This is a genomic window from Aliikangiella litoralis (assembly GCF_052495765.1).
This window is the reverse complement of the sequence record NZ_CP199292.1, coordinates 5,705,189-5,726,349: the sequence shown is the minus strand read 5'-3', so window position 1 is coordinate 5,726,349 and position 21,161 is coordinate 5,705,189. Positions and strand designations below refer to the sequence as shown.

Genomic DNA, 21,161 nt, shown 5'->3' with positions numbered 1-21,161 from the left:
GGTAAAAAAGTATCTAATTTTTAAACTCTATCTAACATAGATATGGTATTAAGTACGCAATGCACAAAAATTAAAGGCCATAAATTTCTTCCAAAACAAACATAACCAATTCCCATAGCAAGGCCAATTAATCCGACTGTGATAGATCTTTCTGATAAGTCGTATGAATGTCTAAAACTAAAAATAACCGCTTGGGCGATAACGGCAATGGCAGTGGCCAACCAGGTACTTGACAGTGCTTTTTCAAACCAATTGATTAAAAATCCACGATCAAGTACTTCTTCTAACATTGACTGTAACCAGATAAATGGAATAATGCTAAAAAATAACAGCCAGTTACCGGCAAGATCACCAAATTTAGAGGCGGCGCTTTCATTGGATGTGTCGGCTGTAATTTGCAAACCTAATATGTCTTTCAGTATTTGAAAAATAATAATAGAAAGAAGGGTAAACGCAAAAATAAAGGCTGTTGCCAACAAAGATTTTTTATAATTGGTTGGTTTGAATAAACCAATTTCTTGCCAAGAAACGTTTCTCAGACGCATCAAGATAGTGGCAACCAGTAAAGTCGAAAAAGACCAAAAAAGCCCATTGGTGATAAAGTTGAATTGTGAAAAATAGATCTCCCTGATCAAAAACATGACTGATATGTAGATAATTAAATCAATGAATACAAAGCGAGGTTTTTTATTAGAGTCATCCATTTTATTTTTCCTGTAAACATTATTACACCTGACCAACAATTTCTTGTAGTGCTTTCAAATGGTTGTTATAAGCTTTACGTCCATCGGCTGATAGTGATAGCCAAGTGCGCTGACGTCCCATATCGGTTCGTTTGGTCAAAATAACATAATCAGCATCTTCCAATGACTTTAGATGTTTTGAAAGCACGGAGTCACTAACATCTAGCTTTTCACGTAATACTTTAAATTCTATCTCTGCTGTTGCAGCTAATATTGCACAAATTTGCAAGCGGTTTTGGGCATGAATTAAAGTGTTAAACTTAGCATTACTCATGTCGGCTTGTGTTCCTTTTAAAGTCACCAGAGGGGTAATGATGTAATGAGTATGCAAGTACCAAAGCGTTAATAGCTCCGCCAACATAAGATGCCCACCAGATATCATTAGTTGAAAGCACTCTGGTTAAAGCGAAGACTAAACCGAAAAATAACCCAGCAAACAAATGGAACTTAAATTCAGATTTACTTTTTGGCAATAATTTAGGTTTAACACCTAAAAGACGGCTGTTATATAAGTAAAATGCAATGGCCAGCAAAAATACAATGGTTGAAATAATTAGCCCTAACATCCAAAGATTATCGTGCCGGGTAGATGCCCAAGAAAAAGTCATCATGCCATATGAACAGGCAATGATGAAGTTAAGCCATAATGGTGCTCTAAGAACTGTATTCGTTTCTTGTTCTATTTTGGCCAAAGATTCGAGTGTCGATTGAGCTTCTGCCACCGAAATGGGTTTTTCATGATTACTCATTGTTACCGCCTACATCACTTTCCAATATGGAAACTAATATAAACTACACTTTCCATATTGGCAAGTAATAACTTTCCGGTATGGAAAGTGAATGATTCTAAGTGATAGAGAAAGAATGTGTTAGCAGTTATGTAATTTGAAGTTGGGTAAATCCGATATTTTGTTTTTGATTACTTTAAGAAAGTATTTAGCTTATACAAGCTAAATCTTAATAATTTTTTATCTATTGCCGATGAGTTCTTCTGGATCAAAATTTCTTTTAATGCCAGTTGTTCACCTCTTCTTTCAATATATTGATTTAATGTGATATTTTCTTTTAATTCGTTATAAGTTTGGTGCCACTTTTTATCATTAAATTGAACACCAGAAATTTTCCAAACCCCATTAACTCTTTCTATTTCAAACGCTTTTTTAACAGGGTTATCTAATTTTTTACTACTGAATAAAATAGAGTCTTCTTGAGTTTTATTGAATAGCTGTATATCAACGTTTATTTTGGATTGAGTGATATAAGGAATCCAAAAAAGATCAGGTTTGATATAAACTATATAGTCGTTATTATCTAATAATTGATAATGTTTTAATAAGCTTAACTCAATTAAAAAGTTTTGATCCATACATTGCTCTACATCATTTGTAGTAGCTGCATGATTATTGTGGTGCTTACAGTTAACTAAGTAGTTTCCATTTTTTAATTGGTTAAAGTAATTTGTAACTATGCCTTCTATTCGATGATTTTCTCCCAAAATGCTAATAAATGTAATTATCGAGATAACCATCAAAAAAAATATTACAAGCTTGCTTTTCTTACCTAACATTCTAATTCCGATCGCTAAAGCGGGGATTGAAAGTAATATTCTCAAATTTGTTTCATTGAAACAAGCTAAGCTCATTATTTTTAATAAATGAGGAAGTAGTGAATATTGTTCTGCTTAAAAATGAACATTGAGAAATAAAAAAGGCGTTCAAATGAACGCCTTTTTAAACTTGCTGTTTGGGAGATGAATGATTACATCATTCCAGGCATACCGCCCATTCCACCCATACCGCCCATGCCACCCATACCAGCACCAGCATCTTCTTCTTTTGGTAAATCAGCAACCATTGCTTCAGTTGTGATCATAAGACCAGACACAGAAGCTGCATGTTGTAATGCGCTGCGGGTTACTTTAGTTGGGTCAAGAATACCCATTTCAATCATATCGCCATATTCACCGTTAGCCGCGTTGTAACCGTAGTTACCTTCGCCATTAACAACATTGTTAAGAACAACAGAAGCTTCTTCACCTGCGTTGTTAACGATTTGACGAAGTGGTGAGCTAATCGCACGCAATAAGATATGAATACCAGCTGTTTGATCGTCGTTAGCACCTTCTAATGTACCAACTTTTGCTGCTGCGCGAACTAGTGCAACACCACCACCTGGTACAACACCTTCTTCAACAGCTGCACGAGTTGCATGAAGTGCATCTTCAACACGTGCTTTCTTTTCTTTCATTTCAACTTCAGTCGCTGCACCCACTTTAATCACTGCCACACCGCCAGCTAATTTAGCAACACGCTCTTGAAGTTTTTCACGGTCATAATCAGAAGAAGTTTCTTCGATTTGACGACGGATTTGCTCAACACGGCCTTCAATTGTTGAAGTATCGCCTGCGCCATCAATTACGGTTGTATTTTCTTTAGTGATAGAAACTTTTTTCGCTGTACCTAAGTCGTCAAGAGTAGCGCCTTCTAGGTTTAGGCCAACTTCTTCAGAAATAACCGTTGCACCAGTTAAGATAGCAATATCTTCTAGCATCGCTTTACGACGATCACCAAAACCAGGTGCTTTAACCGCAGCAACTTTAACAATACCACGCATGTTGTTAACCACCAATGTTGCCAATGCTTCACCTTCAACATCTTCAGCAATAATTAGTAAAGGCTTGCTTGCTTTAGCAACTGCTTCTAGTACTGGGAGTAAATCACGAATGTTAGAGATTTTTTTATCCACAACAAGAATGTAAGGTGACTCTAATTCAACTGACATGCTGTCTTGGTTATTGATGAAATAAGGAGAAAGGTAACCGCGGTCAAACTGCATGCCTTCAACAACGTCAAGTTCATTTTCTAAACCAGAACCTTCTTCAACTGTAATAACACCTTCTTTACCGACTTTATCCATTGCTGTTGCAATGATTTCACCAACATCTAAATCAGAGTTAGCTGAAATAGTACCTACTTGAGCAATCGCTTTGTTGTCTTCACAAGGAACAGAGATTGCCTTTAGTTCACTAACAATCGCTTTTACAGCTTGGTCGATACCACGCTTAAGATCCATTGGATTCATACCCGCAGCAACTGATTTTAAACCTTCATTAAGGATTGATTGAGAAAGAACTGTTGCAGTTGTTGTACCGTCACCAGCCACGTCAGAAGTTTGTGAAGCAACTTCTTTAACCATTTGAGCGCCCATGTTTTCGAATTTGTTTTCTAATTCGATTTCTTTAGCTACAGAAACACCGTCTTTAGTAACGGTTGGTGCACCGAATGACTTGTCTAAAACAACGTTACGACCTTTAGGTCCTAAAGTTACTTTTACTGCATTTGCTAAGATGTTTACGCCTGCTACCATTTGTGAGCGAGCGTCATCTCCGAATCTTACGTCTTTAGCCATTATTTGTATCCTCTAAATAAATTCTGAATTCTTAATGTAAGTAATTACTTATTCGATAATGCCCATGATGTCGTCTTCGCGCATCACAAGTAGTTCTTCACCGTCAACTTTAACTTCGTTACCAGCGTATTTGCCAAATAAGACTTTATCGCCTGCTTTTACGTCTAATGAACGAATGTCGCCATTGTCTAAGTGTTTACCATTACCAACAGCAAGAACCTCTCCACGGCTGGGCTTTTCTTTCGCATTATCTGGGATAACGATGCCACCAGCAGTTGTTGTTTCATCTTCTAAGCGTCTAACTAATACGCGGTCATGTAAAGGACGTATGCTCATTGATTGTTCTCCTAAATGAATGAATCAATATTAATTGTAAATTTATCCGACCGATAATATGGGGACTAATTTTTAGCACTCAACCCCGTAGAGTGCTAATTTTTCATTTTTTTTTACTTTTTATTGAATAAACGGTAACCGCAAACATTTTTAATCGTTTAAGGAGATTTGTTCAGTTTTTTATGGAGAATAAGCGTTATTTTGAACTAAATATTAGATAAAGCTAATTTGTTAGCTTAAATTAATTTAAAGAGGTTGTTTAAAGTATTTATTATTGGCTATCTCTCATTTGCCAATCTTGCTAAGATTGACTGTTATGTTTAAATTGTATTTTATCTACATCGGATACTTTCTTGCTTACTAAACCACTCATATATAAAGGTCCTGTTGATCATTTAAGCCAGCATTTTATGCAGGCTACGTTGTATTTGGGGATTAATGCGTTATTTGATGAGATGCTAATGGATTGGCAGTTTCAGCAAGAAGAATCTGTGGTAAAGGGGATCTTTTTTGAGAATGGTAAGCCAATTAAAACCGATTTAATTTGGCCGTTAAAAGATGTCAACCAAACGGCTAATTGTAATTGTGCAGATTATAATCAAGATGCAGCTTGTAAACATGTGGCGGCATTAGCTATAGAAACTAAGGTTAGACTAGAAAGGCTTCCCCCACCGGTAAAATCTGTGGAAACATTTGCTACAGAGCATGCTTATTTTCAAAGTTGGCTTAAAAGGCAAACTTACAATCCTTTCCCTAATATGGCTCGCCACCGCGTTATTTATCTTTTGGATAATGAAGATAATCAGTTCAGTATAACTGTACATAAAGCTTATTTGACACAGCAAAATAATTATCAAAGAAAAGCTGAGTTGGAATGGTCATCAATGAATAAGGGAAAGCTGCCTAAATTTGTCAGTTTGACTGATCAAGAAATATTTGAACAGATGAGAGTATTGGTATCAGAATGTCCCGAAAGCAAAATGCACAGTTATGGTGTGAAGCTTGTTTTTCCACAATGTTTTTCATTATTGAAAAACATTGTGGTATCAGGACGTTGCTTTTGGCGAAGTTGCCATCGGCTTCCATTAGTATGGCAAAGGTCAATACAGTCAGAAGATTCTGATTTACTCATCAGTGAGAACTTAAGTTTAAATCGAACTAAAAGCCAAATATTACATCAAGAAAATACGGTAGCTGTTGATGTTAACCTTGATGAATTAGGTGATGTTATGGGGATTATACCTCGTTTGGTTATTTCTAGTGATCAAGTTCATTTGCCTTGGAGTTATGCTTTGGCAAGTGCCAAGCACAGTGTGCAAATTAATTTTGCAAAGATTAGCTTTCAAGTGGGTGAGTCTGTGATTAGTTTACAATCACTGATGGATTCAAGTATTTTCAAAGAACCTGAAAAAAATCACCAGGTACTAGAAAAAATTTGTTCATTGTTACATTTGCTAGATGGTTTTCCTGGTGTGGGTAGTTTTTTTGAGCCACCAATTAGTCAAAAGTTTGATATTAGTGATCGCTACTTAGAAGGTGATTTTTCACATTGGATTATTTTATTTAGAGGGCTTCATTGTGAAGGCTGGAAGGTTGTATTTGATGATAATTTTTTATTAAACCAAAAAAAGGTAGACGATTGGTATAGTTTGGTAACTGCCAGTGACGAGAATGTACAACAAAACTGGTTTGACTTAGAGGTTGGCGTTAAAGTTGATGGTAAAGCCATTAATATTTTGCCTTATATTGTACATCTATTAGAAAAAGAACAGTGGAATGTTAATGAACTTGAGCAAGAATATATTATTACTTTAGATAACGGCAGTCGAATAAGAGTTGCGGCAGAAAGATTAAAAAATATTGTAAATAATTTAATTGAGTTATCTGAAAATAAGTCTTTATCAGCTAATTATCATTTGCGAATGCCCACTTATCAATATTCTCAAATTTTAGTTTTAGAAAAAGCATTGGGACAAGTGACTGAGTGGAAAAATGCAGAGTGGTTAGAGAAAAAAGTAAAACGCCTTGAACAATTAACTCAACCTGAATTAATTGCTGTTCCTCAAAATATTAATGCGATTTTACGTGATTATCAAAAGGAAGGTGTTAGCTGGTTGCAATTATTACGTCGAGAAAATTTTTCAGGTATATTAGCTGATGACATGGGGTTGGGTAAAACACTACAGACATTGACTCATATTCAAGTCGAAAAAAATGAAAATCGACTTGATTCTCCTATTTTAATTGTTGCGCCAACGAGTTTGTTAGGAAACTGGGCTGCTGAAAGTAAGCGTTTTACACCTGAATTAAATGTACTTGAATGGGCTGGTGGTCAACGAAAGTCTAAAGTTGAGCAGTTGAGTGATGCTGATATTATTATTACCAGTTACGGCGTGTTACTAAGGGATTTTGAAAAACTCAATCAGTTAGATTTGTATTATTTGATTTTGGATGAAGCTCAAACAATTAAAAATGCAAGAAGTAAGATCAGCAAAGTTGCCTATGCTATGAAAGCTCAATATCGGCTGTGCCTTACTGGTACGCCTTTAGAGAATCATTTAGGTGAGCTTTGGTCGTTATTTCATTTTTTAATGCCGGACTTTCTTGGTAATGAAAACCAATTTAAACGTTTATTTCGGTGGCCAATAGAAAAAGAAAATGATCTCAGTCGACAAAAAGTTTTAGCTGAAAGAATTGCTCCTTTTATGTTGCGTAGAACAAAGAGTAAAGTAGCTTCAGATTTACCTGAAAAAACAATGATTAATGAGTATGTTGAATTATCTGAAACGCAAACAGATTTATATGAAGCTGTGCGCATTAGTTTGTTAGAAGAAGTGCAAACGGCATTAGCAAGTTCAGGATTAGGTAGAAATAAAATTTTAATCAGTCAAGCTTTACTGCGTTTACGTCAAATTTGTTGTCACCCTGCTTTAGCTAAAATTGGAAAAGAAAATAAGCATTGGGAAAAATCTGCTAAATTGAAATGGTTAAGCATTAAAGTACCTGAAATGGTCGAAAATCAACAAAAAATACTAATTTTTTCTTCTTTTACAAGTATGTTAGACAAAGTGTCAGAACTACTTGATTTTTTAGGTATACCATTCATTACACTTACAGGTAAAACTCAAAATAGAGATGAGTTAGTTAAAAAATTTCAGGCAGGAAAAGTTCCCATTTTTTTAATTAGTTTGAAAGCTGGCGGTGCTGGGCTTAATTTAACTCAAGCAGATACTGTTATTCATGTTGATCCTTGGTGGAATCCTGCCGCTGAAAATCAGGCTAGCGATAGAGCTCATCGTATTGGTCAAAACAAACCTGTATTTGTTTATAAGCTGATTAGTCGAGGAACTGTTGAAGAAAGAATTCACTTAATGCAACAAAAAAAATCTGAGTTAGCTGAAGATTTGTACCGACAACAAGCTTCAAGTCATTTGTTTAATGAAACTAACTGGCAGGCTTTACTCGCTCCCTTGGAAGATTAATTTTGAAAAACACCTTGGCAAAGTAGTATTTCTATTTCTGATAATGCTAATGGTTTTGAAAAATAATAGCCTTGTGCATCTCTAGCGCCTGCGGCTTTTAAAAAATCCAGTTGTTCTTTAGTTTCAATACCCTCTGCAACTGTTTTGAGTTTAAGCGATTTAGCTAGAGAAATAATGGTGTGAATTATTGCTTCATCATCTTTGCTTTCACCAATTTTTGAGACAAAACTTCGATCAATTTTTAATTTTTTAATAGGTAGTTGACTTAAGTATCTTAAAGAAGAATAACCTGTGCCAAAGTCATCAAGAGCCAGTTCAATTCCTCTTTCTGCCAGCTTATCAAATAACATTTGAGCTCGAGAGGTATCTTCCATTAAAACACTTTCTGTCAGTTCAAATTCAAGTAATTCGGGCTTAATTGGGTACTTAATTAATAGTTGATCCAAAAACTCAATAAGATCATAATGGTGTAAGTGGCGAGCAGATAAATTAAAAGCAAGGGCAACGCTTATTCCTTTTTCATGCCATTGTGAGAGGTTTGATATCGCTTGAGTTAACAGTTTTTCTGACATGGTAATAATTAGACCTAAATCTTCAGCTAAAGGAATAAACTCTGATGGGGTAATAATTTCATTATCAATTGTTTTCCAACGTGCCAGCCCTTCCATACCTATCAACTGGCCTGTTGTTATATCATATTGCGGCTGATAAACCAGATAGAATTCATTATTATCTAGGCCTCTACGTAATTTATTTTCTAATAAAAGTCGATTGTGAGCCGTTTTATTCATAGAGCTTTCGTAATATTGAAAATTATTACGTCCAGCTTTTTTTGCATGGTACATTGCTATGTCTGCATGTTTTAATAGTTGTTCAGGATCAAAGCCATTATTGGGATATATTGCAATACCAATACTGGGAGATATAGCAATTTGATTTTCATGAAGTTTAATGGGGTTTTTCATTTTTTCGATAATCCCTAGTGCAATTCGGCTGATAGCACTTAACCCATCTATGTCTTCAAGCATAACAACAAACTCATCTCCACCGATTCTTGCAACAGTGTCATCTTCTCTAACAGAATCAATTAGTATTTTAGCTACTTTGGATAATAGTAAATCACCAACATCATGACCTAAAGTATCGTTAATACGCTTAAAGCGATCGAGATCTATAAAAAATATTGCAATCGTTTCACTGCGTCTTCGACAATGATCGATGGCATGTTTAATTCTATCTAGTAGTAAAGTACGATTTGGTAAACCTGTTAATGAATCATAATTGGCGAGCTTGCGCAATTCTGCTTCGGCTGATTTTTGATTGCTGATATCTGTTAATGCAAAAACATAATTCTCTTGTTTAAAACCAATAGAAAAACTGGTTGCATTTATCAATATTGGAATAGGCTTTTTTTTGGCTTGCAATAAGTTTCCTTCACTTTCCCAGTGGCTACCTGTTTCTATATTTTTAAATATTTTTTCTATTATTTGGTTGTTACCATTATTATCGACAATAAAATCAATTTTATGGCCAATAATTTCATCAACTTCTCTTTTTGTTTTTTTGTAAAATGATTGGTTTGCTGCTATAACATTTTTATAATCATCTAATACAAAAACTATATCGCGAGTATTTTCGAATGCTTTAGAATAAAGCCGCATACGATCTCTATCTCTTTTTCTTTTGGTGATGTTGGTATAAGTACCTGTAACCCTACTTGCTCTATTTTTCTGGTTTCTTTTAGAAACAGTTGCCATGTCTCTGTACCAAATCCAATGCTCAGATTGATCTTTCATACGGTAAACATGATTGAATACTAATTTTCCTTGAGCAAGAAATTTATCCCAAGCATTTTTAAAGTTTTCTCTGTCTTCAGGATGAATGGCCTCCAGTCGCTGCTCGAATGGAATCATTCCATTTCCGTTGTTTTGGCTATGAGAAATTCTTGGTTCATAAATCGTATTGTTTTCTGCATGCCAATCCCACAAGCCACTATTGCTTCCTTTTAGGGCTAAGTTTAGTCTTTCTTCACTATGTTGTAATTTTTGATGGGCAAGTGCTTTTGCTTTTTCTCTTTGACGAAAACGGTGATAGTAAAATGATATCAATAAAATGCTGACTAATATGTAGCTAGTATAAGCTTGAATTGATAACCAAGGGGCTGGGTTTGTAATAATTGTGATTTTGGTAGGAGGCGATTTTTTTCCTGTTTCATAATCAATAGCACTAATGTTTAAAGTACTTTTTCCAGATTTGAAAGAGGCTAAAAATAATTCGCTTTTATTTAATATAGTTGGTTCAATGGCCGATACTCCATCAACCCAGTATTGATATTTGACTTGTTTAGGGCGATCAAATAATAACGCTGAAAACTCTATTTTTACACCAAAATCATCATGATTTAATTCAAGCTGATAATTATCATAACCTCTAAACTGGTAGTCAATTTTTCGAGTTAACAATGAGAGCCCCGTTATATGTGATGATATATTTCTTTTGAGCTTATTGGTTAATTCATTAGGCGAAAATTTTACAAATCCTTTAACGCTACCAAGTATAACTTTGTGATCATCAAGCGGTAGTTTAGTAGCTCCCATAAATTCGCTTGTAGCAAAACCTTCTTTACTATCAAATAAACGTGATTGGTAAGTTTGCATATTCATTCTCAGCAAACCTTTATTTGATGTAAACCACAAGTTGCCAAATTTGTCGGGAAAAATATCCATTAATGTATTGGTGCCTAGTTCCTTTTCGCTAATGAACTTGATTTCTTCGCCAGTATTGGCATCTAAAATATAAATGCCATAGTTTGAGTAAGTAATCCATAATTTGTCACCGTCACGATAAACATCGGCGGGAGATGTACGTAAGTTGCTGCTGGGAGGGAGTTGATGAAAATTAGTAATTAAGCCTGTTTGATGAGAATATTTGACTAAACGTTCAACTCCCGAAATATAATAGCTATCTCTTTCGCCAGTTGCAGTTGAAAAAATATAGAAAATTTCTTTTTTTATATCTTGGTTAGTTTTGCTTGACTCAACAAGGTTTAACTTTCGACTTTCAATATTATAAATATACATGCCGTCTTTATTAAATAAAGCTAAGTTTTTTTGATCAAAAAAGTGGATAGAGTAAATGGGGGTTGCAAAAAGTTTTCTTAACTCTTCAGAAAATAGCTTTTTATTCTCGGTGTTTAAATTTGTATCAAATACTCTTAATCCAAATTCGGTATTTAACCATAAGTTACCTTGATTATAAGCAATGCTATAAATTGTACTTTCGCTATAGACGGCTTTTTTATCTGGATTAACAAGGTATTGTTTTATTTTTTTCGTTGATGGATCATAATGATTAAGTCCATTTTTTGTTCCAATCCAAATTGTATTGTCTGGTGCTTTTTCTGAAGACAGTATTTGATCATCACTAATTTGAGAATCTACGGGGCTACCTGTCCAATAATGAGCTTCAATTGATTCATTAGGATGCCATTTAAATATTCCATCTGAGCGTGAGCCAAACCACAGGTTACCTTCTCTATCTTCAATCATAGCGATGATATTGTCATCACTTGTTTTAAATTTGGTATCTGAATATTTAAAGATAAATTCTAGGCGGGCATCATTGTAGTATTTATAAAGTCCTTTGTTAGTAGCTAACCATAAGAAGTTGTTTTTTTCAATTATTTGCCATATATTAAGTTCATCAATAAGCTGTTTTCCAATATACTCTTCGCTGTCTTTTTGTCCGTCAATTTGTACTGGATCAATTTCAAATAATCCTGTTACAGCTCCAACTATTATTTTTCCTGAGCGAGTTTTTAATAATGATTTTACATTTTTAACATCTGGTGCATCCGTTGCTGAATTTGTATGACGTACCTTATGTGTTTTATGTGTATTGACATCTAATGCATATAATTCATTTGATGTAGCAATGAGTAGATAATTATCAGCAATTAATAAATTTCTTATTGAGTGTTGATAGTTTGAGTTTTCGTATAGCTCGTTAATTGACATAACATATTGAAACTTATTTTTAGCTCTATCAAAATAAAATACCTCGCGATAGGTTGCTAACCATAAGTTTCCTTGGCTATCTTCTGCTGCTCGGTTGAGCATTGGGTATTCGAGTTTATAACCTTTGGGAGCAGTTAACTTAAATGAGACTAATTTATTTTGGTTTTTATCGATATAAAAATTATTTTGTGGTGCTACTCCTAACCATATTAAACCATATGAATCTTCAAAAACTAATTCAATGTAGTTGTTGGTTAAGATATTGTCTGGGCTCGGAATAGTTGTAACGCGATAACCATCATATCGGTTGATGCCTTGTCTAGAGTTAATCCATAAGTAGCCATCGTGATCTTGCATAAGCCCAATAATCTCAGATTGATTGAGCCCTTGATCAGTATCAATCTGAGTGAGGTTTACCGTATATGATGCCAGTGCCTTAAAGCAAGCAAGAAACATTGAAAGCATCAATATGAGCTTGAGATTTATTCGCATTAAAAGCAGAGAATATGGATTGTGGTAATTAAAATTATAGCAATTAAAAGGAGTTTTGCTTGAACTATAGTCCTTTGTTAATAAGCTGTTAATTAAGGTTTATTAGAGTGATCTTCATACTCGCCTTCGATAGTTCTTTTAGGTGGAATATCGGCTGCGTTAGTTGGGGAGGAGGTTGAATCATTAAAAGAATCACGTTGGTGTGTCTGATAGGTATGAATTGATACCTTATTTGTCCATCGTTGAAATAAAAATGTTGCTATTAACAATCGAACATTGGGTATCATTAATGTAAAGCCAACTATATCTGTAACAAAACCTGGAGTTAATAGTAGACCCCCTGCAAATAAAATTTGGGCTGCTGAAGCGAGTTCTTTAGCTGGAATTTGGCCGCTATTCATTTTTTTTTGTATCTCAAACCAGGTTTTTAAGCCTTGTTGTTTGAGCAGGTTGATACCAATAATTGCCGTGACAAATACAATAATTAGCGTGGAAGTTAGTCCTATAATGTCGCCAACTTGAATGAATACACCTATTTCAATCAGGGGAATTAGTATAAAAATGAGTAAAAGTAGTTGCAACAGTATACCTTTTGGGTAATGTATTAAGTAATGGTATAAGTATGTCATTATACCTTATTGCTACTCTATATGGTGTCGGGTAAATAAAATTCAATAGCAGAGAAAGATAAGTACTGATACTTAAGCAATTTTGACTTAAAAAAGCATGCTATTATTATTGAGTGCGCCATAAATTAGTCGACAGGGTTGGCACTTTTCACCAATTATAGTGTTTTTTCTAAATATAATTGTTAAATTAATTAATAATATCAATGAAGTATTTAGCCTAATGTCAGAAAGTCAGATAAGTAACGAAGTAAACCAACAATTTTTGCGTAGAACACCCGTTAAGCTTAGGCAATTTTCTCGGCTATTAAATGATATGCTGACTCAAAAAATTGAGCCATTACGGGTTAAAGCGTTGCTTTCACAGGTTAACAAAACCAGAGAGTCATGTATTGCTCAAGACTATGAATCAACCGCGAAGTTGCTGAATCAGTTACTGAAACAATTATCTTTAAGTGATGATGCTTTAGAAACCCAAAAGCCTTTATTAAAGCGTCTTTCAAATAAACTGCAAGAGCATTCAGAAAAACTTGAATTAGGCGTAAGACCTGAAAAGGAGTCTGCCAAGAAAAAGCCCCCTGTAGAAAAGCCTAAGCAAGTACTTGAAGCAGAGCTGGATAATGAAGATAGTGTTGATCAATCTTTAATAGAGCAGGGAATTTACTTAGATAAAAGTTCAGTCGTTTTTGTTAGTCAGGTCGGTGAACGTTATCAAACATTACAGGGACAGTTTGAATCGTTAGGTGTTGACGCCCGTACTGTGGCAACTTTAGCTGAGGCTAGGCAATTTGCAATAGATAATATTGGTTGTGTTATTGTGGCGCCTTTAAAGTTTGCAGAAAACACTGAACAGTTAAATGATGATGATATTGAAATCAGCCGTATTCCACTGATTTTTACGGCTGATGAAGACACCCAGCAAGAGCGTTTAAAAGCTTTGCGCAGTGGTGGAACTGGATTTATGGTCGAGCCCGTGTCGCTTTCTGCCCTATTAGAACATATAGAGCGACAATATGACGTGCATTCGGATACTCCATTTAGGGTGATGATTATGGAGGATTCAAAGGCACAAGCGAAATATTATGATAAGGCACTAGCAAAAGGTCATTTTGACGTCAGGATTGTTAACGATCCCACTGTTTTATTAGAAGCCTTGCGTGGCTTTGAGCCAGAAACCATTTTAATGGATATGCAAATGCCTAGCTGTACTGGTATTGAGCTGACTCGAATTATTCGCCAAATGCCAAGATTTACTTATTTACCAATTATTTTCTTATCTGCAGAGGAAAGTTTGGTTAAGCAGAAACAAGCTTTATTATCGGGAGGTACATCCTTTATTGTAAAACCTGTTGATAAAGAACAACTTAAATTTATGGTTGAGCTTTACACTCGCCGATATCGTGATCTTAACCCTCAGATTGGGGTGAATCCTGACACTGGGTTGCCATACAGTGCTGAGTTTAAAAGAAATATTGCGGTTGAAACGGCCCGTATGTCACGTAGCGGAAGCCAAATGGCCTTGGCGGTCATTCAGCTTGATCAATGTGAAGATTTAATTAAGCAAGCTAATTTCTCAGTCATTAATGTTGCAATACAACAGCTCTCTTTGTTGCTGAAGAAGCGATTACGTAAAACTGATATTATTGGACATCTTGAAACTGGGCAGTTAGGCATTATTTTGTCAACCGGAACTAAGTCTGATTGGGTCGGAATTATGGATGATATTCGTTTACAGTTTGCTGAACTACCATTTCATATACAGCACAAAGATAAGGAAATGACTGTTAGTGTTGGTTTGGGCGTTCTCTCGACCGATTGGGATGCCCATAAATGGTTTGAGTCAGCACTTACTTCCCTTGCTAGTGCTATAGAACAAGGTGGTGATAAAATTCAATCAAGCCATTTAATGGAGAGTTAGTTAAAATATCTCATGTCTGATATTGTCGCTGGACAGTTTAAACTTTGTCTTACATCATTCGATGATCATGAGGTTGCAAAGAATATTTCCCGTATTCTATTGCAACAAAAGTTAGTGGCTTGCGTCAATATTAGTAGCCCTGTTGCTTCAATGTATCATTGGCAAGATGAAATTGTTGAGGAGAGTGAGTTTGTGGTGATCATGAAGACGACAGCTGATAAACTAAGTCAGTTACGAGAACAACTACTCAGCTTGCATCCATATGATGTGCCAGAAATGCTGATTATTGATATTGAAGATGGTTCTACAGATTATTTGAACTGGATTAATTTTACTTTAAGCTAACGAGATTAAAATCAGTACCATCTGTTAAAAACTAAGAAATTACTCAAATGAAATGGTTAAATATGAACTTACGAAAGTTACTCATTGTTATTGGTGTTAGCCTATTAAGCTGTATTTCAGGTGTACAAGCTGAAGAGGATGATTTCTCTAAATTGTTTGCTCAGAAATCTGAGTTTTTAAAAGTGGATGATGCATTTAAGCTAAGTACCGAAGTGATTGACAACGAAATTATTGCTCGATTTGTCATTGCAGATGAATATTATATGTACCGCAGTCGCTTTGCTTTTTCAGCTAAAGGTGCAACATTAAGTGATGCGTACATTCCGGCAGGAAAGAAAAAAATTGATGAGTATTTGGGAAATGTTGAAGTTTATTATAAACATCTTGAAATCAGTATTCCTTTTGCTGCACATCAGAATGAGTTTACCTTTATTATAGAGTTTCAAGGTTGTGCTGAAGCTGGATTATGTTATCCGCCCGAAGAAAAGGAAGTAAAGCTTTTTTCTCATAAGGTGACAGCTAAAGGTGAGCAAACTCAAAAAGTAGAATCAAAAGTTTCATCTGTACAAGATGATTCAGAAAAGCGTAACGCTGTAGTAAAAAAAAAATCTTTAAATTCTGAAACTTTTGTACCTGAGCAAGAAAGAGTTGTTAATTTTTTATCAGATAAAAGCTTATTTGAAATAGTTGTTTATTTTTTAGTGCTAGGAATAGGGCTTGCTTTTACTCCCTGTGTTCTGCCGATGGTACCTATTCTATCGAGCATTATTGTCGGTCAAGGTAAAGAAATTAGTACAGCAAAGGCATTTGGTCTTTCTCTCGCTTATACCCAGTCAATGGCAATACCTTATGCTTTGATGGGAATCGCCGTGGCTGCTGCAGGAAGCTCTTTTAGCAATAACACTTTACAAGAACCTATTTTTATCATTCCTGCCGCAATTATTTTTGTTTTGTTATCATTATCAATGTTTGGTTTTTACGAACTTCAGTTACCACAGGGTATGCAAAACAGACTTAATCAATTTTCGAATAACCAACAGGGGGGATCTTTCATTGGCGCAGGTATTATGGGGTTTATTTCCGCGCTTGTAGTATCGCCTTGTGTAACAGTGCCGTTAGCAGGCATTTTAATTTATATTACGCAGACTGGAGACTCTGTTGTTGGTGGTGTTGCGCTGTATTCATTAGCCGTTGGTATGGGCATTCCCTTATTAATTGTTGGAGTCGGTGGTAACAAGTTATTACCTAAATCGGGTGGTTGGATGAATGCTGTTAAAGCTGCATTTGGCGTGGCTATGCTTGGTATGGCGCTTTATATTAGTAAGCATTTAATTCCAGGCGGTCTTTATTTAGTTGCGTGGGCAGCACTCTTTATTGTTTCCTCCATTTATATGGGGGCACTATCGGTGGTTGAAAATAATTTTCAAAAGCTATGGAAAGGTGTAGGGCTTATTCTATTGGTTTACGGAATTATATTGTTAATTGGCGCTTCGTTAGGTAATACCCGCCTGCTTTCACCTCTGGCGAATATTGTCCAAGTGTCTATTTCTTCCGATGGTAACCATCAAAGTACAACCAGTCTGCACGATGGGTTTGAAAAAGTTAAAACTATTACTGATGTGGAAGCTAAATTAAAGGAAGCAAAAGCTCAAGGAAAGACAGTGATGTTTGATTTTTTTGCTGAAAGCTGTACCGCTTGTTATGAGTTTGCTGATTACACTTTCCCTGATCCGGCTGTTCAGAAAGCTTTAGCGAATAGTATTTTGATCCAGGCCGATGTGACCGCCAATGATAAGGAAGACAAAGCTTTAATGGCTCATTATGGTGTTAGAGGATTACCCAGCATTTTATTTTTTAACCGTGAAGGAAATGAAGATAAACGGTTAAGAGCGATTGGTTTTGAAAAAGCGGATATTTTTGTACAAAGAATTAACGCGGCATTTAAGTAGGTGTTAGTAACTGCTTAAATGAGTGACAATTTTACAACCTATTAATTCATTTAATTTGATTTCCCAAAAGCTTTTTTTATCGAATTTACTTATTTTTAGCACCATTATTATTTGTGGGGCTATTTATTGGCTATTTTTTATTAGTGGAGATCAATATATTACAAATTTATATTTGTCATCCTCTTGGGAACAAGTCGTCCAAGATTATTCTTATTGGCAATTGGTTACACCATCATTTATTCATTTTACAGAATGGCATTTAATCAGCAATTTATTACTATGGTGGTATCTTGGGAGAATAATAGGTAGTGTTAGTCCGGCCTGGTTACTCGTTTTATTTGTTTCTAGTGCTATTATCTCTAATTGCTTTCAATGGTTATGGTCAGATATGCTATTTGGCGGGATGTCAGGTGTTGTTGCTGCTTTATTTGGCTTTTTGGCTGGTTACCAGATTTTAAGGCCTCAGGGCATATTTTTTATTCAATGGTATTTTATTGGCATTTATTTATTGTTTTTAATAGTTGTCGCCACTGGACACTTTGGGGTATATTCGAACGCGGCACATTTTTCCGGACTGTTATGGGGAGGAATTGTGTCTGTTCTATTTATTAAGCTTAATTCATCAAAAATAGGTGTATCAGCGTAGTTAATCACTAATTATTAAGTCATTTAGGGTTATATTTCTATGGGGCAAATTAGTTTTCGTGAAGCAAATTCACGTGATTTGGCAAAAATCATTCAATTGGTTGAAACACATGATGAGGATGATGCCGAGGCAATTCATGAATCACTTGAAGTGGTTCAGTTTGAAAACCATTTTGTTGCACTCCTAGATGAAATAGAAGTTATTGGGGTAACTGGTTTTCACCAGCAGCCGGATTGTGATCATACTTTTTATTTATCATGGACTTATCTACATAAAGATTATTGTGGCAAAGGCTATGGCAACTCACTAATGGAATACATTTTAGAGCAATTAAAGTTGAGAGAAGCTCGCAAAGTATTTATTAAAGTTAGTGATTATGTTGATGAGGAAGGTATTGGAACTTATGCCGCAGCCATGAGCTTGTATAAAAAGTTTGGATTTATGGAAGAACTCAAACTTGAAAATTATTATGACAAGGATGAGTCAATGTGTATTTTAGGTTTGCGTCTTAAGCCTGAAGAAGAGCGGCCTCAAATAAAAGAAGAAAAACCGGCATTGAAATTTACAGGTATGTATAAGATTTCGGAAACAGAATATAGTTATAGTTTTTCTTGGGAATCGGCTAAATGGTGGAAAGGCAGCTTTGGTGTTTCTGAAATTCAAATTGGACTAGATGCTGCATATGACGACGGGGCTCATAGAGTGGTATTAAGCTTTCCTGCAACATATATAAAAGTCAATAATATTCTGCTTAATGCTGGTTTTGAAATTATTGGTAATTTAAAAGATTATTATGAAGACGGTATTGATGAAGTACATTATCAATATCAATTTGTGAAATAAAACGAATGTAAAATTAATGATAATTGACTATCTGGGAGGAAGTAATAGATGAAATTAAGAGCGTTATTAGCCAGTACTGTGGTTACTGGTAGCCTGTTATTAGCTGCTTGTTCGGAGAGTGTTCCTAATGCTGATTTAGATCGTGTGTTGGATGTGACTGCTGATACATTGTACCAATTTGAGCAAAAAGGAGTTACTAAAGACGATAAGGCTGTAGGCGAATTTGCGACAGAATTACAGACAAACATGCGTGCGGCTAACCCTAAAGTTCATACGGGCCCTGTTGGCGTTGTGGCTAATTCTGATGGCTCTTTTAGTGGTTATTATGATAAAAATGATAATCAGCAAAAAGATTCAGGTGAAAAAGATTTATTTAAAGTTGAGATTGATAGTGAAAAACAGCGTTTAATTGCCAGTGATACTAATGGTTATGTACGTGATCACAGCTTCAGTGGAACTGGATTAATGGCTGGGTTATTAATTGGCCACTTATTAAGTCGTCAGCGTGCTGCAGGCGTTAACCCTAAATCATTAAGTAATAAAACTGCAATGTCTAAATCTCAGTACTCAAGTGCTCGATCAAAATCAAGCTCAGGTAGTCATACCCGAGGAAAATAAGTTTTACTATTGGTAGAGCCAGCTGAGCTGGCTTGCCTTTTCTTTGTTACAAAAAATGGTCGTTTATGTCTAGTAACCTCCCTGAACCTACACACCAACCTAGAACTCAAGCAGGTGATATTACTCATCCACAAGCTGATTACCTTAATGTGAATGCGTGGCAAAGTAATGTTTTATTAATTTCTATTTTAATTGTTGCTTTATGTGGTATTGCTTATGAGTTAATTATTGGCACGGTTTCATCTTATTTACTTGGTAATAGTGTTTATCAATTTTCTTTAACCATAGGCACTTTTATGTTTGCCATGGGAATTGGTAGTTATTTATCTAAATTACTTGGTAAAAATTTACTTAATAACTTTATAGTGATTGAAGTTGTTATTTCACTCATTGGTGGTGCTTGTAGTTTATTGTTATTTATCGTATTTCCAATGGCTAATGCTATTTATACCTGGGTAATGTACAGTTTGATTATTATTATTGGTGCGTTAGTTGGTATGGAAATTCCTATCTTAACAACCATACTTTCTTATCGTAGAAGCACCCGTGAGTCGATAGCGAATGTAATGTCACTGGACTATTTGGGAGCATTAATTGGTTCTGTTAGTTTTCCGCTATTATTGTTACCACATTTAGGTTTAATTCGTTCGTCATTTGCTATTGGGTTAGCTAATATATTTACTGCTATTGTTAATATTTATTTCTTTCGTAAGACACTTAAAAATACCAAACTATTGATGTCGATTGCATTATCTATTTTTATCATGTTAGTTGTTTTTATGGTTGCCGGCACTCGGTTAACAAGTTTTGCAGAAAATCATTTATATTTTGATCAGGTCATTTATCAAAAACAAACACCTTATCAAAAACTAACATTAACTCGGTCGAATAGTACTCGTGACTATCGCTTATTTATTGATGGACATCTTCAATTTTCTTCTCGTGACGAATATCGATACCATGAAGCTTTAGTGCACCCAGTTATGTCATTAGAAGGTAAAATAGAAAATGTTTTGGTTTTAGGTGGCGGAGACGGTTTAGCGGTTAGAGAAGTTTTAAAATATCCTGAAGTGAAAGTTATCGATCTTGTTGATATTGATCCTGAAATTACTCGTATGGGAAAAGAGCTTCCAATGTTGGCTATGTTGAATAAACAAAGTTTGCATCATACAAAAGTGAATGTTTTTAATGCAGATGCTTTTGGTTTTATTAATCAACCAGGTAAAGCTTATGATCGAGTGATTATAGATATGCCAGATCCGCACAATGAAGCAATTAATAAATTATACTCGAAAGAGTTTTATAAAATGATATCACGTAGAATGAGTCCAAATGGCGTATTAGTTTCGCAAAGTTCATCGCCATTTTTTACACGCAGAACATTTTGGGGAATAGAAAAGACTCTTTCGCATGTTTATTCTAATACTGAAAGTTATCACATTACTGTTCCCACTTTTGGTATTTGGGGATTCCATATGGCATCTAATAACAGAGATTTTCCGAGCAATTATAATTTTCAAGTTGAAAATTTATGGATGAATACTGAAGTCATGGAGCATGCTCGATTTTTTAGTCGTGATATTGCTAAAATTGATGTGCCAATTAATTCTATTATGGAGCCTAAACTTTATCATTTATACCTGGAAGATTTAAATCATTAAACGATAACAACAAATAATTCTCTTTTTTAAAAGAGTTAATTTTAGGGTTAACTAGAATTAAAGCAGCTAACCCATTTT

The 21,161-nt window shown here is 35.1% G+C and carries 16 protein-coding genes; 8 read left to right on the top strand and 8 right to left on the bottom strand.

The features are described from left to right. Positions 1 to 20 precede the first annotated feature (20 nt). The 6 genes from ACT5E3_RS23915 to groES form a co-directional block, all read right to left on the bottom strand. Positions 21 to 704, bottom strand: coding sequence for a lysostaphin resistance A-like protein (locus ACT5E3_RS23915; protein WP_444996084.1), 684 nt, complete (start codon positions 702 to 704; stop codon positions 21 to 23). 22 nt (positions 705 to 726) lie between these two features. After that, the gene (locus ACT5E3_RS23910; protein ID WP_444996083.1) at positions 727 to 1,017 is read right to left on the bottom strand and encodes a transcriptional regulator; all 291 of its coding nucleotides are present in this window, start codon (positions 1,015 to 1,017) and stop codon (positions 727 to 729) included. After that, positions 1,010 to 1,492 (bottom strand): hypothetical protein, encoded by a 483-nt coding sequence (locus tag ACT5E3_RS23905; protein WP_444996082.1) that lies wholly within the window; start codon positions 1,490 to 1,492, stop codon positions 1,010 to 1,012. The genes ACT5E3_RS23910 and ACT5E3_RS23905 overlap by 8 nt, the downstream gene beginning before the upstream one ends. A gap of 170 nt (positions 1,493 to 1,662) precedes the next feature. After that, positions 1,663 to 2,310, bottom strand: a complete 648-nt coding sequence (locus ACT5E3_RS23900) for a hypothetical protein (RefSeq protein WP_444996081.1) — start codon at positions 2,308 to 2,310, stop codon at positions 1,663 to 1,665. Positions 2,311 to 2,501: 191 nt separating this feature from the next. After that, a complete protein-coding gene (groL, locus tag ACT5E3_RS23895) occupies positions 2,502 to 4,151 on the bottom strand; it encodes a chaperonin GroEL (protein ID WP_444996080.1) in 1,650 nt (549 codons plus the stop codon). Between the two features lie 48 nt (positions 4,152 to 4,199). Continuing rightward, positions 4,200 to 4,487: a co-chaperone GroES gene (gene groES / locus ACT5E3_RS23890; RefSeq protein WP_444996079.1), complete on the bottom strand. Its 288-nt coding sequence runs from the start codon at positions 4,485 to 4,487 to the stop codon at positions 4,200 to 4,202. A gap of 353 nt (positions 4,488 to 4,840) precedes the next feature. Here groES and ACT5E3_RS23885 point away from each other — a divergent pair, with 353 nt between their 5' ends. After that, a complete protein-coding gene (locus ACT5E3_RS23885) occupies positions 4,841 to 7,969 on the top strand; it encodes a DEAD/DEAH box helicase (RefSeq protein WP_444996078.1) in 3,129 nt (1,042 codons plus the stop codon). Here the strand turns inward: ACT5E3_RS23885 and ACT5E3_RS23880 are convergent. Together ACT5E3_RS23880 and ACT5E3_RS23875 are read right to left on the bottom strand one after the other, a co-directional pair. Continuing rightward, positions 7,966 to 12,450, bottom strand: a complete 4,485-nt coding sequence (locus tag ACT5E3_RS23880; RefSeq protein ID WP_444996077.1) for an EAL domain-containing protein — start codon at positions 12,448 to 12,450, stop codon at positions 7,966 to 7,968. The two genes, ACT5E3_RS23885 and ACT5E3_RS23880, sit on opposite strands and share 4 nt — an antisense overlap. 119 nt (positions 12,451 to 12,569) lie before the next feature. Continuing rightward, a complete protein-coding gene (locus tag ACT5E3_RS23875) occupies positions 12,570 to 13,106 on the bottom strand; it encodes an FxsA family protein (RefSeq protein ID WP_444996076.1) in 537 nt (178 codons plus the stop codon). A gap of 220 nt (positions 13,107 to 13,326) precedes the next feature. Here ACT5E3_RS23875 and ACT5E3_RS23870 point away from each other — a divergent pair, with 220 nt between their 5' ends. From ACT5E3_RS23870 to ACT5E3_RS23840, 7 genes are all read left to right on the top strand, one after another. Beyond that, complete coding sequence (locus ACT5E3_RS23870; RefSeq protein WP_444996075.1) at positions 13,327 to 15,021, top strand: response regulator; 1,695 nt, start codon at positions 13,327 to 13,329, stop codon at positions 15,019 to 15,021. A 12-nt stretch (positions 15,022 to 15,033) separates the two neighbouring features. Then, complete coding sequence (gene cutA, locus ACT5E3_RS23865) at positions 15,034 to 15,366, top strand: divalent-cation tolerance protein CutA (RefSeq protein ID WP_444996074.1); 333 nt, start codon at positions 15,034 to 15,036, stop codon at positions 15,364 to 15,366. 47 nt (positions 15,367 to 15,413) lie between these two features. Next, the gene (gene dsbD / locus ACT5E3_RS23860; RefSeq protein WP_444996073.1) at positions 15,414 to 17,315 is read left to right on the top strand and encodes a protein-disulfide reductase DsbD; all 1,902 of its coding nucleotides are present in this window, start codon (positions 15,414 to 15,416) and stop codon (positions 17,313 to 17,315) included. A 22-nt stretch (positions 17,316 to 17,337) separates the two neighbouring features. After that, a complete protein-coding gene (locus ACT5E3_RS23855; RefSeq protein ID WP_444996072.1) occupies positions 17,338 to 17,961 on the top strand; it encodes a rhomboid family intramembrane serine protease in 624 nt (207 codons plus the stop codon). 39 nt (positions 17,962 to 18,000) lie between these two features. Further along, positions 18,001 to 18,804 carry a GNAT family N-acetyltransferase gene (locus tag ACT5E3_RS23850; RefSeq protein WP_444996071.1) on the top strand — a complete coding sequence of 268 codons (804 nt, stop codon included), beginning with the start codon at positions 18,001 to 18,003 and terminating at the stop codon, positions 18,802 to 18,804. Positions 18,805 to 18,852: 48 nt separating this feature from the next. Further along, the gene (locus tag ACT5E3_RS23845) at positions 18,853 to 19,422 is read left to right on the top strand and encodes a hypothetical protein (protein WP_444996070.1); all 570 of its coding nucleotides are present in this window, start codon (positions 18,853 to 18,855) and stop codon (positions 19,420 to 19,422) included. Positions 19,423 to 19,487: 65 nt separating this feature from the next. Then, a complete protein-coding gene (locus ACT5E3_RS23840; RefSeq protein ID WP_444996069.1) occupies positions 19,488 to 21,083 on the top strand; it encodes a polyamine aminopropyltransferase in 1,596 nt (531 codons plus the stop codon). The last annotated feature ends 78 nt before the right edge of the window (positions 21,084 to 21,161 follow it).